Source organism: Psychrobacter sp. PSi21 (genome assembly GCF_054960615.1).
Map to the genome: position 1 here is coordinate 1 of NZ_JBHNYR010000005.1, position 13,699 is coordinate 13,699.

Genomic DNA, 13,699 nt, shown 5'->3' on the forward strand with positions numbered 1-13,699 from the left:
TAATAGATCTCTTGCAAAGTTACCAGTTCATTGATTTTCAATGACGGAGTCACGAGGGCTAGCGATGACTTATGCAACAAGTCTATTTACTTTCGAATAATCTTTCTATGTTTCTATAAAATATATTATATGAATTTTTTCACCTTAGGCAAGTAATATTTTTAGTATAAGAAAATAATAAATTTAAATTTTCACTAATTATATAATTTATATTGTTATTTTTAAATGTAATTATATTATAATACTTATGATTTAAGAATTTTGATATGAATACATCGATATGCTTGAAACCGTAAAAAAATTAATTTTCTTGAGTAAAATATTATAATTTATATTCGAGTGCGGCGCGTCGCGAAAAATATTTTAAGAAAAATGACCTATATATCATATATTTATTTACTTTTAAATAGCGTTTGGTTTTGTTGTACTGGTTTTATATTGACTTAACTATATTAAAATTGGTTTAATGAAATAAGTTTTATCTATACGCTAGCCAAAGCCTACAAACTGTCTTTTAATTCATAATAAAAGTAACATCAAAATCATGTGTTGGCACAAAATTAGATTCTTTGATTTCAAACGTCGTTGCTCCAGTTTTTTTAACTTTGCTTTTACCTTTCCAACAAAATGAAACTAGCTCATTAGCATCACGCTCGACTGTGAGCTTAAAGTCCTTGATGGGTTTTGCCCAGTTTGCGCCTGTGGTCAAGATATAGCTTAATGCTTGATAAGGAGGGTTGGGATTATTTTTGCTAAAACCTCGCTGAGTTGACTTATCAATACAAAAGTATTTAATGTGCTCATCTCCCAACATAACTGAGCCGCCCACGAGTGGGGTATAGGTATGCTTTACTTTGGTTATTTTATTTGCTTTAAAGGTTTGCTGCCAGCTATAGATGATTTGTGAATCCCAAGAGAAATATGGACTGTCCCTATCATCTAAGAATTTATCTAAACGTTTATCATCACAATTCAAAAGTTTTCGATTAATATCTTCAAAGTTAACTCGATTTTGCCAAGGGTTTATCATTTCAGTATTACTCATGCCACAAGATCTAAACAGCGCTGTCGTATCGACAGTTTTATTCGTATAGTCTCTGCGACCGTCTTTAATGATAATTGGTTGCATAAAAGTACGGACGTGTAACGTAGGAGTGATTGGTTGACCATCAACCCATACTTTAAAATGGTTATACGTTTCACTTGTATCGGCGTAATCCGAGTCGATAAAGCTGGGTATGGCAGGCATGGGGAACAAAATCGTTTCGGTAATGTCCTTATTGCTGAGGTTTTTAAATTCATAATTGACGCGGATTTCATCTTTTGAGATATACAAGTCTTCGCTGTGCATGCTGATATGTTTGTTTTTAATATATTCAACGCCGCCCGTTCCTATATAACCTGTAGAGTCATTGGCTTGCGCCACAGTGCCACTCAGTATTGCGGTACATACTGAGGTAACGCCGAAAATTATACTGGCGTTGAATATCTGGGGTTTGTTATTCATATGGGTTCACTCAAAGCTATATGATGTATGCTACGTATAGATCATTCTAATGATACGCAAACGGCAAATAATTTGCTATTAAAAGCAAACAAAAATAAGACTTTTTGCAGACTTGCATGGTCTGATTACTTAAAAATATAAGAGCCATCATGTCCCTAAAATCCACCTTCAAAGGCTTTCTCGGCGAAACCGTCATCAACATTACCATGTGGCTCAAGCTTGAAAAAGACGTTTACCATCGCCTAAACAATGTCACCTTGCCGAGAGACAAAGGTGGCAGCACGCAAATCGATCATATTATTGTCTCCGTATACGGCATCTTTGTCATCGAAACCAAGAATTATAAAGGCTGGATATACGGAAAGGAGACGCAAAAACAGTGGATACAAGCCTTTCCAAATGGAAGTAAATTCAAATTCCAAAATCCATTGCGCCAGAACTACTTGCACATTAAGACGCTCGCGGATTTATTAGGATTGGAGCTGAGCTATTTTCATTCGATGATTGCTTTTATCGGAGAGTGTGAGTTGAAAACCCGTGATGAGCTACCCGAACACGTATTGACCAGTGGTATGGTCTCGTATGTAAAGAAAAAGCAAGATAAGCTACTGACTGAAGACGAGGTCACATCCATCGTTGAGCAGATTGAGAGCAATAGATTTAGCAAATCGTGGCGCACTAATCGGCAGCACAAAGCCTATCTAAAAGACAAGCATAGCACCCCAAGCAAGAATACTGATAATCCCACACCTGAACCAACAGTCAAAGAAACCGTAAAGAGACCTATCTTAAAAAGTAGAGAGGTGCAGCGATGGTCTGGTCAAACTGAGATTGAATCTAAAGATTTACCAGTACATCATCTGAATAATCAGCAGACGAGCGCACCACATGTCAGTATGTCGCATGCTATGGCCAATAAAGTGTTTATGACGCCATTTGAGGTTGTAGCGTCTGAATCACAAGTGGATAAATCTGAGGTAATTGAGCCAGCAGGCGATGCTGCTAATCTCGTCCAGATACCAACTTGCCCAAGATGTAACGGCGAGATGGTTGAACGCACTGCGAAAAAAGGTGCACGCCAAGGACAATCCTTTTATGGGTGCGCGCAGTTTCCTAAATGTCGCGGTGTGGTGAGTGTTCGCTGAGAGTGATTACTTGGCAATTGAGATGTTTGTTATCCAAGCGATAAAAAAGATCAAGTGAATCCCTCTAATCTACCAGAACACTCAATCAACCAATCTGCTACTGCTCTTACGCGTGCTGAGCGCCTGACATCAGGATGCATCACCAAATAAAGCGGATAGGCTTGTACCAGTGGAATGAGGGTGTCTGAGCTTGATGACGTGTTTTGTGTGGACAGGTTGTCATAACACGCGCCTGACTCGTGAGCTGGCGGATCATCGATATCCAAAGCGGTGACAGCGCTGCGCTGTATGGGGTCAATGGCGATCAGCTCTGAATAGGGACGCGCCAAAAAATCAGGCAACAAAGCGATACCGATCTGTTGCCGCGCCGCATGACACGCCATATACAAGTCATTGGTATGTAGGGTGATAGGGTAGTCGTACTGCTGAATGAGCATTTGCGCCCATGCCCAAACGCGGCTATTGGCTTCAAAGGCGATGAGTGGCCACGGATTACAGGTCGATTGCTTGAGCCAGTCGCGGTGCGCATAAAATCGATAGGTCGTTGCGCCGAGTCTGCGGATGACCAAGTCCTCTTCTATCGGTCGGCGTGTACGCAGCGCAATGTCGGCTTCACGCTGGTGTAAGTTACTTATGCTCACTTCGCCGCATAATGACAAGGTAATGTCGGGGAACCGCTGGCGAAAGTCAGGCAATACTGGAACAAGCACTTCATTTGCCCAAACGGGCGGCGCAGACAGTGTGACTTTGCCCTGCAGGACATTTTGGTCGATTGCCATCCGTTTAAAAACAGTGATCTCTTTTTTGACCTCTGTTGCCTGCTGATACAATCTCTCACCTTCGGTAGTGAGTACATAGCGTCTGCCCAATCGGTCAAACAGATTGACAGCTAAGCTTTGCTCAAGATGCTCAATACGGCGCGCAACGGTGCTGTGTTGCACGCCCATCTTATCCGCGCATGCCGTCAGGGTTTGTGTCTCTACCAAGCAAATAAAGTAAGCCAAATCATCCCAGTGCATGTCATGCGCCATTTTGTGAATATGCTGTATGTTAGCAGCTTTTATTGTGCATATTTGCACAGATGCTGTGTGTTCATCGCCTGTTTATTGATGACAATCTTCATTAGACTGGGTATCACGATCACTCGTAGGCAGTCCAAAGCGCCGCGATTTCTTTTGGTAATCATAGTGAGAAAACCCATGCAAACAACCGCAAATACCCAAACCCTTGATCAGTTCGTTGCTCATGTTTTTACTGGCGAGTACGAGCAAGCCATGGCGCTATGTGATATAGGCGTTGAGTTTGTCGTCTTTCGAAAGGCGCGTGACAGTCAAGTGCCGATCTACGGAACGCATACCGGACGCGAGGCGGGTACTGAGTTTTTTAAAAGTTTGGCGCAACTGTTTAAATTTGGCACCTTTGAGATGGAAGATGCTATTGAGAACGATCGTTACATTGTCAGATTCGGCGAACTTGCTCACACCGTCAAGCACACTGGTGACGTCTTCAACAGTCTTTGGACGATGATCGTACGCTTTGATGAGTCAGGAAAGATTTGCCTATATCGTATGCACGAGGACACCGCCGCGTTAGAGATAGCGATGCGCCTAGCACGGTAGATAATGTTAACCAACGTATATGCTGACAGTCAGCTGATGACAACAGTTAGATTCACACTGCACACACATCCGAGCGCACGATAAAACGCTTACCTTCTGGAATCTCTAGTGAAAAACTGGCACCGCGTCCATCGACCACATCAATGGTCAGATCGGTATGCTGCCACAGCTGATACTGGGCGCGTCCCATGTAAAAGGGACAACCAGCAAGCTCACCAACCAGCACGTCTTGACCGCCCACCTTAAACTCGCCGAGTGGGTAACACATGGGCGAGCTGCCATCGCAGCAGCCACCTGACTGATGAAACATCAAATCGCCATGCTTAGATTTTAGTGGGTCTATCAGCGCTTGACACGCTGCTGTCGCTGTCAGTTCCATATCATACTCCTTGTCTTGTTCCGTCCGTGGTGATTGGTTATTATCGTCGGTCTCTATCATCAGTATGCCACAGTCAAATCAAAAAGGCCGTATCATCTTTAGGCACATCACAGCTATTATGTGGCTAAATTTGATACGACCTAGGATTGCTTTTTGACAGCTGGCATAGTTATTTAACCCGCTTGTGCCGCTGTCATTTTGCGATCTGCTACTGGTTATAGTCGATGACGATACGGCCTTCGATTTTGCCTTCGTGCATCCGCTTAAAGATATCATTGATGTTCTCTAGTGGCTCGGCGGCAACGGTCGCTTTGACTTTACCTGCCGCTGCCATATCTAGCGACTCTTGCAAGTCAAGGCGCGTGCCAACGATAGAGCCGCGAATGGTAATGCCGTTCAATACGGTATCGAAGATAGATACTGGGAAGTCGCCAGTGGGTAGACCGTTACATACTAACGTACCACCTCGGCGCAGCATGCTTAAGGCCTGATCGAAGGCTTTTGATGATACTGCAGTGACGAGAACGCCATGAGCGCCGCCGATTTCTTCTTGTAGATATTCGCCTGGATCTGTGTTTTTGGCATTGACGACAACTTTTGCACCCAGTTTTTTGGCGAATGCCAGTTTTTCGTCATCAATATCGACCGCGGCGACATTAAGCCCCATCGCAATGGCATATTGTACCGCCATATGACCAAGGCCACCGACACCCGAAATGACAACCCAGTCGCCAGGCTTGGTTTCCGTCATTTTAAGGCCTTTATAGACGGTCACGCCTGCACATAGCACTGGTGCGATCTCAATAGAGTCTACACTTTCAGGAATGATGCCCACATAGTTGGCATCGGCAAGAACATATTCTGCAAAGCTACCATTGACTGAGTAACCTGCATTTTCTTGTTTTTCACACAAGGTTTCCCAGCCGCCCAAGCAATGGGTACAGTGACCACAAGCGGAGTATAGCCACGGCACACCCACGCGGTCGCCTTCTTTAACATGGGTGACGCCGTCACCGACAGCTGTAATGACCCCAACGCCTTCGTGACCAGGGATAAACGGCGGACTCGGCTTGACAGGCCAGTCCCCTTCGACTGCGTGTAAGTCAGTGTGACAGACGCCCGAGGCGTGCATTTTGACGACGATTTGACCGGCACCTGCAGTTGGGATATCGACTTCTTCGATTTGCAAGGGTTGACCAAACTCATGTAGTACCGCAGCTTTCATTTTATTACTCATAGTGCGCTCTCTTTGTTAGTTGTGGTTTTTGGGTTGAGTAAAAATCGTCTGCCTATTACCTGTCTAAAATAACAGGGGCTAAGACAGTCCAAATCGCTTATTTTAGGCGCAAAGAGGGAATGAATGTTTCATCACCTTGGCGCAGGTTGTGCGCCAGAGCTAAGAAACATTCATGCCAGTCTAGTTATGGTGATTTAATAGAAGAATGATGGTCGCTGATGATTCAGCGTGGGCAGTTGCGACCTAGAAGAAGCCCATCGCTTTGGTGCTATAAGATACCAGCATGTTTTTGGTTTGCTGATAGTGCTCAAGCATCATTTTGTGGTTCTCACGGCCAATGCCTGATTGCTTGTACCCGCCAAAAGCAGCGTGAGCAGGGTAGAGGTGGTAGCAGTTGGTCCAAACGCGACCCGCTTGAATACCACGGCCGAAGCGGTAAGCTTTATGAACATTACGGGTCCAAACACCAGCGCCTAAGCCATAAAGCGTGTCATTGGCAATCTGCATGGCTTCTTCGTCATCTTTAAAAGTGGTGACGGCAAGGACAGGGCCAAAGATTTCTTCTTGGAACACACGCATGTCATTGGTGCCTTCAAAGATGGTAGGCTTGACATAATAGCCTTCTGATAGGTCGCCATCATGCTGAGCGCGTTCACCGCCGACCAAGACTTTAGCGCCTTCTTTTTTACCAATATCAAGGTAAGATAGGATTTTTTCTAACTGATCTGAGCTGGCTTGTGCGCCAATCATGGTTTCCGTATCTAGTGGATTACCCATTTTAATGGCTTCAACACGGGCAACGCAGCGTTTGATAAACTCATCATAGATGCTTTCATGAACGAGCGCACGTGATGGACACGTACAGACTTCACCTTGGTTAAGGGCAAACATCACCAAGCCTTCGACGGCTTTGTCTAAGAAGTCATCATCTTCGTCCATGACATCGGCAAAGAAGATATTTGGGCTTTTGCCGCCCAGCTCTAAGGTGACAGGAATGATGTTTTCACTGGCATATTGCATGATTAAGCGGCCAGTGGTGGTTTCACCAGTAAAGGCAACTTTATTAATGCGAGGGTTAGAGGCCAGCGGTTTGCCTGCTTCGACACCAAATCCGTTGACCACGTTGAGCACGCCTTTGGGTAGAATATCCGCAGCACCGATGGTATCAAGAAGGTATAGCAAGGAAGAAGGGGTTTGCTCGGCAGGCTTGAGCACGATACAGTTACCCGCAGCAAGGGCAGGAGCAATTTTCCAGACGGCCATCAAGATTGGAAAGTTCCAAGGAATGATCTGACCGACCACACCGAGAGGTTCATGGAAATGGTAAGCGACAGTATCTTCGTCAATTTCGCTAATGCCGCCTTCTTGAGCGCGAATACAGCCTGCAAAGTAGCGAAAATGATCCACAGCAAGCGGGATGTCAGCTGCTAAGGTTTCGCGGACAGGCTTACCGTTTTCATAACATTCTGCAATAGCGATATTTTCAAGGTTAGCTTCGATGGCGTCGGCCAGTTTGAGGAGGATATTAGCGCGTTCGGTAACGCTGGTTTTGCCCCAAGCGTCTTTAGCGGCATGTGCCGCGTCCAAGGCTTTTTCGATATCGGGGGCTTTAGAGCGTGCCACTTCACAGATCACTTGACCATTTGTCGGGCTGATGGCTTCAAAATATTCGCCGTCAGTTGGATCGACCCACTCATTGTTAATAAAGTTACCGTATTTTGCGCGAAATTGGACAGAGCTGCTATCGGTATTTGGATTTGCGTACAGCATGAAACACTCCTTGTTGTGTTGTTGGTTTTATCAGATAATACAGGCGCTGTTTTTATCGTCAAAGAGGGCCATCATGGTTGCTCAAGTGGGTGATAACCATCAATTGTCAGCGCACTCATTCTATCGTACTCGGCTTTTGCCTATGATTATACGTACTTTTTATAATAAACTGATCATATATGTATAACTTATGGTTATATTTAATAGGGCATGATTGCGTGGTGCAATAATGCCTGTATGCCCCGAGTTATAAGGTGACCGTGCTGTATTTAAAGTGTCACTAAATAACACGATAAATATCATACACTTAAGGTTGGTCTGTCATTTTATGCAGCCTGACTGCTTTATAGACCTTTATAGGTTTAGCGCCGTCTTTTTACTTTTCATATTACTGGTTGGTTTGAATATATGCGTCAATCTTCTGCTCTAAATATTTTAAAAACAGGTCAAAATGTGTTTTTGACTGGCTCAGCAGGCTCAGGAAAAACTTATACACTCAATCAGTATATCCATTATCTGCGTGCGCGTCGCGTGCCTGTGGCGGTGACTGCCAGTACGGGCATCGCCGCCACGCACATGAGCGGCACGACGATCCACAGCTGGTCGGGTATTGGCATTAAAGATGAGCTGACCGATCGCGATTTGGGGTTGCTGGCACGTAAGCAGTTTTTGGCTGATCGTTTAAAGGACACTGCAGTGCTGATTATTGATGAAATCTCAATGCTGCATGCCAAGCAGCTCAATGCGGTCAATCAAGTGCTCAAACATGTGCGTAAAAGTGAGGAAGCATTTGGTGGAATACAGGTCGTGGTGGCGGGTGACTTTTTTCAGCTGCCGCCAATTGGCAATCGCGGTGAAAGTAATCGAGAAAAGTTTGCTTTTATGTCTGAAGCGTGGCTGGATGCCCAATTTCACATTTGCTATTTGAGTGAGCAGCATCGACAGGTGAGCGAGCAGGACAAGGCGCTGAGCTTGGATGATATTTTAAACCAAATTCGCCGCAATCAAGTCAGCTTTGATGCTGTTAGTGCCCTTGAGACGACATACGATCAAGATGTGGACATCAAGCGTACGCGCCTTTATACGCACAACCAAAACGTCAATAAGATCAACGATAAAGAGCTGGCCGATCTGTCAGGTGAGGTCAAGCGCTTTGATGCGGTGACCGACGGCGACAGCAAGCTGGTAGATACGCTAAAGAAAACGGTACGCACCCAAGATGAGCTGCTGCTTAAAGTGGGCGCAAAAGTGATGTTTATCAAAAATAATACTGAGCTTGGCGTCTCAAACGGCACCATGGGCGAACTGGTCGGCTTTACCGTGGTCAAAGTTGCCACCAAAAGTGATGAATCACGAGCGCAAGAGGCTTTGGGTAAAGTAGACAGCGACGATGACGATGATAATGACCATGATGCTGATGAAGAAAGTGACAACGCAGCGGCACAAGCTGGCAAAAAGACCGCCAGTGCTCAGTCAACCACCCAAGCGGCCAGTCAAAAAATGCCAGTGGTACGGCTCAACTCAGGCCGCGAAGTGGTCGCTGAACCTGAAGAATGGATCATCGAAGATGAAAACGGCGAGGTGCTCGCCAGTTATCAGCAAGTGCCACTGTGTCTGGCGTGGGCGATCACCATTCATAAGTCACAAGGAATGACCCTTGATGCTGCTGAAATTGATTTGTCACGTACCTTTGAGCTGGGTCAGGGCTATGTGGCCTTATCGCGTCTTAAGTCACTGGCAGGGCTCAAGCTGCTGGGTATGAACGAGATGAGCTTACAGCTCGATCCGCTGGCACGCGGGGCTGACAAGCGCTTTTTGGTGCTCTCGCAAGAAGCGGACGACAACTATGCCATGCTTGATACCGACAGCATGCAGCAGGCGCATGATAAGTTTGTCATCAAATCTGGCGGTACGCTGAGCCAGTCCGTTATTGACGCCTATAATAGTTTGCAGAAAAAACGCCGCGAGCAGCAGCAAGCACAACGTGATAAAAAGCAAAAACGAGGCAAACAGCTCACCGACAAGTCTAAGAGCACCTTGGCTGCCACGCGCGTATTGCTTGAGGAGAGCTTGAGTATTGCCGAGATTGCCCAGACCCGTGAGTTGGCGCAGTCGACCATCATGGGCCATATCAGCGAGCTAAGACGCCAAGACCCAAGCTTATCTTGCGACCATCTGCGCCCTGACGATGAGGTGATGACAGCGGTTGGCACTGCATATGTCGCTATTAAGGTAGCCAATGATCCCAACGATTTTAATGATAATGGCAATATCAAACTTAAACCCATTTATGAGCATCTCAAACAGACGATCAGCTACAATACCATTCGTTTGGCGCTGATTTTTATCAGCGCATAGTCCGCGCTGTGTCTGTTATGATGGCCTTCACCCGCCCATTCTCCAAGCTTTGGCGCGGTGAGTCTTTATTTTTGCCTTTTTATTTATAGTGATTGTTTCTTTATGCATAGTTTTGCCAGTGCTACCTACCGCTCATTGTCTGCCGCCGCCGTCCATGATGATATCAAAACTGCATCACAAGCGGTGCAGCCACTACGTGTTGCCATTAATGGTTTTGGGCGTATTGGGCGTAATGTGCTGCGCGCCTTGCTAGAGCGTTTTGAAGTGCTGGGCCGCGCCATTCATGTGGTTGCGATCAATGATCTGGCAGACGCAGATATTTTGCTACATTTGCTCAAATTTGATAGTACACATGGCCGCTTGAGCCGTTTGGGTATCAGCGCGGACGTGGTTGATGATGCAGGAGAGACCCAGCTGTGCTTGACCAAAAACGATCATCATTACTGTATCCGCCTACTGTCAGAAAAAAATCCGCAGCAACTGCCGTGGCAAGCGCTCAACGTTGATGTGGTGCTTGAATGTACAGGCTATTTTCGCTCGTATGAGCAGGCGCATCGCCATATTGAAGCTGGCGCGCAACAGGTCATCATTGGTGCAGCCCCATTTGATGACGTCGATGCTTGTATTGTGATGGGTGTCAACACTGACACACTGACTACCAAATTGCCGATTATCTCAAGTGTGTCTTGTACCACACAGGCGCTTGTACCGCTGATTGCCACGTTAGATGCCAGCTTTGGCGTAGCCTCTGCGATGATGACAGAAATACATGCGGTCACCGCTGACCAAAACGTACTCGATCAAGTCCACCGCGACCCCAGACGCGCGCGCGCCTCAGGCCACAACATCATACCGACCACCTCCAGCAGTATCGCCGCTACCGAACGTGTACTACCGTCGATGGTGGGCAAGATCAATGGCCACTCGATACGCGTACCCACCATTGATGTTGCCGCTATTGATGTGACGTTTGTCTTTGACACGCCGCCGACCAGTGTGGCAGCACTACAAAGCACCCTGCAGGCAGCCTGCGCGGGACTGCTGGCGGGTATCATGGCCTATACGGATGAGCCGTTAGTGTCTAGCGACTTTGTCCATCAGCCTGAATCCTTGATTATCGATGGTAGCCAACTGATGCAAGTGGGCAACCAGTACAAGGTTTTTGCGTGGTATGACAATGAATGGGGCTACGCCAATCGCTTGCTGGATATGTGCTTGCACCTGTCTGAACACCAGTAAAATGGGACAAAATAAGCCCCTGCAAAAAAAAGTGATGTTTTTTAAAATTAGGGCTTGCATTATAAACGGATATCTATATAATGATGCACCAATGGAGACGTGGCAGAGCGGTTGAATGCACCGGTCTTGAAAACCGGCAAGGGTTCATAGCCCTTCGAGAGTTCGAATCTCTCCGTCTCCGCCATATTTTAGGTGATAGCGAAAATCGCTGAAAGCCTTACAGAGCCTGCCTTGCGCAGGCTTTTTTAATGCTTAAAATTCGAGTGAAATTCCTTGCCGTGGGCTGGGTCGTGGACTGGATATTTGACTAAAATCGTTGTTATGGTTTTTGAAGCCCTTATAAATAAAGGCTTTCCAGCGTTGCTGCGCTAAAAAGCCTGGTACTTCGTGCGTGGGCTGGAATGGGCTATATCTGTAATGCGTGGTCTAGTATCTTGATGATGTGGCCACTGTCTTGCGGAATGAATTTGCCGTAATGTTTATGGATCATATCAGTGTTGCTATGGCCAAGTTGATTCGCTAGCCATTCGGCCGTAACAACGCCTGTTGAGAGTACTTGACTGGCATAAGTGTGCCGGCCATTATTTAGCGGTCGATAATCTACATCTATACGCTCTAAATAATCAGCCCACTGGTGGCGTAACTGCTCATAAGTATGATGTGTGCCAGTATTTGGATTGTGCCAAAGGAACTGCAGGGTATGCGGTCGTACTGTGCGATGATCACGCTCCGTTATCTCTACCGTTTGCAGCGGTACGTCCTTTATTAACTCAATTTGATTGCGCAATGCTTCGATGACGATAGGTAACAGCTCTACTTGGCGTTTGCGGCGACGGTTCTTTGTTACTCGGTATGCGCCTTTGACCACACCACGTCTGATATAAGCATAGCCATTGTCTAAATCTAAATCTGATACGGCCAGCGCTAATAGTTCATGTGATGACAAGCCTGACCATATCATTACCGTCCATAGATTTTTGCGCGCCTGGTCTTTCTCTTTGCCAATAATCAGGCTGATTTCTGCCTTGCTGAAAGGGTTGATGTCATCTGGGTCATTATAGTTGAGTTTGATATATTGAGATGGATCATTAATCTGCGCTTGATGTCTTGACCAGTAGCCGTATATCTTACGCCACAGCCCTAATATTTCTTTGATGGTATTTGAGCTTAGTTGCTTTTGTTTCATCAGCTCTTTGTATACCCAGTTTTCCACATCTTCTACTGTAATCTTGGCAATTTGCTTATGAGACCAGTATTTGCTGATATGGTTGTCTACTTTGCCTGCGTATGTTTTCCAAGATGATTCTGACACCAAGGCTTCTTCTTTCGTCCTCCATTGACTAATGTAGTAACCGAAATAAGATTCTTTCCTTTTCGGGGAATTAGGAAAGGTTTGGTCACGGTCGAAGGTGCCCATTTCTATTTGTGTTTCTATCGATTGCGCTATGGCGTTTGCTTTTTTTAGATTGGCTTCGGTGGGCGGCGTATCGTATAGGGTTTCGCGGTCACGTTTGCCTTGCTTATCGCGCCACCAAATACGGATGCTGGTTTTTAAAGGTTCTATGCCTGCAGACATTGCGTATCCTTTGATTTCAGGTCAAAAGTAGGTTTATAACGTAGCTGCTGTTGTAATGTGAGCAGTAAAATAGCGGTAATACTACGGTAGTAAAAAAAGAGGTAATAAAGGTAAGATCTTCATTATCTCTTTTTATGTTTCTGATTTTATTTGGATTAATTATTACCTTTAGAAGGTAGTTTTAAGGTAATAGTTACTCATCAAGCCTAATTGCAATTGTCATTGACGCCCCTTTAACTTGTTGTAAATGTAAGCAAGTACCTTTAAATTGGTGTTCTTCCATAACTTCTGCATATCCGATAATGGCATCACGTATGATTTTTGCTAGATCTGCATCTGGACTGTTTGCTAAATCGCTCAAAGTACAATCTTTTATGTCTGTCCTTGATTATCTTCTCCGTTCTTGAACATTTTGGCAGTCAATGCAGCGTTTGACGCCTCCGACTTGCTGCCGTTGGTAGGGTATGTCTTCACCGCAATCTATGCACTCCGGATACGACGGCTCATTGAATTTGGGTGCGTTGGTAATGATCCTATCGATTGATTCTTGAGCGATATCGTTTGCTCTGTCTATATCGCCTGCCACTTAACTTCTCCTTATTTCTTTAGTTTTTTAGGGTTTGTGCGGTAGCTTTGCTTATAGCAATCTTTACACTGTGTGGTAAATTTCTTTCTGCCTATTTTATCCTTACCGTCTTTGTAAAAAAATTCAGACGCAAGTGGATATAATTCATCACATTTAGTACAACGTTTTTCTGAACCAAGTTCGGTTTCGATTATTTTGTTTCTAACCGGAGGCTTCCTTTTGAATTTGACTGGCATATTATTTCCCTATCTTAAGTTCAGTTAATGTTTCAAACCGCCGCTCT

General features: G+C 45.4%; 13 protein-coding genes and 1 tRNA gene. 5 read left to right on the plus strand and 9 right to left on the minus strand.

What is annotated here, in order from left to right:
• Positions 1–514: 514 nt before the first annotated feature.
• Positions 515–1,507: a DUF4424 family protein gene (locus ACFI32_RS04530; RefSeq protein WP_462625317.1), complete on the minus strand. Its 993-nt coding sequence runs from the start codon at positions 1,505–1,507 to the stop codon at positions 515–517.
• Positions 1,508–1,656: 149 nt separating this feature from the next.
• Between ACFI32_RS04530 and ACFI32_RS04535 the strand changes: the two genes are divergently transcribed.
• Positions 1,657–2,652, plus strand: a complete 996-nt coding sequence (locus ACFI32_RS04535) for an NERD domain-containing protein (RefSeq protein ID WP_462625318.1) — start codon at positions 1,657–1,659, stop codon at positions 2,650–2,652.
• Between the two features lie 50 nt (positions 2,653–2,702).
• Here the strand turns inward: ACFI32_RS04535 and ACFI32_RS04540 are convergent, their stop codons facing one another.
• Positions 2,703–3,671, minus strand: a complete 969-nt coding sequence (locus tag ACFI32_RS04540) for a LysR family transcriptional regulator (protein ID WP_462625319.1) — start codon at positions 3,669–3,671, stop codon at positions 2,703–2,705.
• Between the two features lie 180 nt (positions 3,672–3,851).
• Between ACFI32_RS04540 and ACFI32_RS04545 the strand changes: the two genes are divergently transcribed.
• Entirely contained in the window at positions 3,852–4,271 is a 420-nt protein-coding gene (locus ACFI32_RS04545; protein ID WP_462625320.1) for a nuclear transport factor 2 family protein, read from the plus strand.
• Positions 4,272–4,323: 52 nt separating this feature from the next.
• On the opposite strand, the gene ACFI32_RS04550 is transcribed toward ACFI32_RS04545, so the two are convergent.
• From ACFI32_RS04550 to exaC, 3 genes are all read right to left on the minus strand, one after another.
• The gene (locus ACFI32_RS04550) at positions 4,324–4,650 is read right to left on the minus strand and encodes a DUF779 domain-containing protein (protein WP_462625321.1); all 327 of its coding nucleotides are present in this window, start codon (positions 4,648–4,650) and stop codon (positions 4,324–4,326) included.
• A gap of 208 nt (positions 4,651–4,858) precedes the next feature.
• Positions 4,859–5,887, minus strand: coding sequence for an alcohol dehydrogenase AdhP (gene adhP / locus ACFI32_RS04555; protein ID WP_462625322.1), 1,029 nt, complete (start codon positions 5,885–5,887; stop codon positions 4,859–4,861).
• 243 nt (positions 5,888–6,130) lie between these two features.
• On the minus strand, positions 6,131–7,657 hold the full coding sequence (gene exaC, locus ACFI32_RS04560) for an acetaldehyde dehydrogenase ExaC (protein ID WP_462625323.1): 1,527 nt from the start codon (positions 7,655–7,657) through the stop codon (positions 6,131–6,133).
• A 408-nt stretch (positions 7,658–8,065) separates the two neighbouring features.
• Here exaC and ACFI32_RS04565 point away from each other — a divergent pair, with 408 nt between their 5' ends.
• The 3 genes from ACFI32_RS04565 (at position 8,066) to ACFI32_RS04575 (ending at position 11,438) form a co-directional block, all read left to right on the plus strand.
• The gene (locus ACFI32_RS04565; protein WP_462625324.1) at positions 8,066–10,015 is read left to right on the plus strand and encodes an AAA family ATPase; all 1,950 of its coding nucleotides are present in this window, start codon (positions 8,066–8,068) and stop codon (positions 10,013–10,015) included.
• Positions 10,016–10,117: 102 nt separating this feature from the next.
• A complete protein-coding gene (locus tag ACFI32_RS04570; protein WP_462625325.1) occupies positions 10,118–11,254 on the plus strand; it encodes a type I glyceraldehyde-3-phosphate dehydrogenase in 1,137 nt (378 codons plus the stop codon).
• A 93-nt stretch (positions 11,255–11,347) separates the two neighbouring features.
• Positions 11,348–11,438: transfer RNA gene (locus ACFI32_RS04575), tRNA-Ser, on the plus strand.
• Positions 11,439–11,660: 222 nt separating this feature from the next.
• Here the strand turns inward: ACFI32_RS04575 and ACFI32_RS04580 are convergent.
• The 4 genes from ACFI32_RS04580 to ACFI32_RS04595 all read right to left on the minus strand — a co-directional run bounded on the left by ACFI32_RS04580 (position 11,661) and on the right by ACFI32_RS04595 (position 13,652).
• Positions 11,661–12,830 (minus strand): Arm DNA-binding domain-containing protein, encoded by a 1,170-nt coding sequence (locus ACFI32_RS04580; RefSeq protein ID WP_462625326.1) that lies wholly within the window; start codon positions 12,828–12,830, stop codon positions 11,661–11,663.
• Positions 12,831–13,023: 193 nt separating this feature from the next.
• Positions 13,024–13,191 (minus strand): hypothetical protein, encoded by a 168-nt coding sequence (locus ACFI32_RS04585; protein ID WP_462625327.1) that lies wholly within the window; start codon positions 13,189–13,191, stop codon positions 13,024–13,026.
• A gap of 27 nt (positions 13,192–13,218) precedes the next feature.
• Positions 13,219–13,416: a TraR/DksA C4-type zinc finger protein gene (locus ACFI32_RS04590; RefSeq protein ID WP_462625328.1), complete on the minus strand. Its 198-nt coding sequence runs from the start codon at positions 13,414–13,416 to the stop codon at positions 13,219–13,221.
• 11 nt (positions 13,417–13,427) lie between these two features.
• A complete protein-coding gene (locus ACFI32_RS04595; protein WP_462625329.1) occupies positions 13,428–13,652 on the minus strand; it encodes a hypothetical protein in 225 nt (74 codons plus the stop codon).
• Positions 13,653–13,699 lie beyond the last annotated feature (47 nt).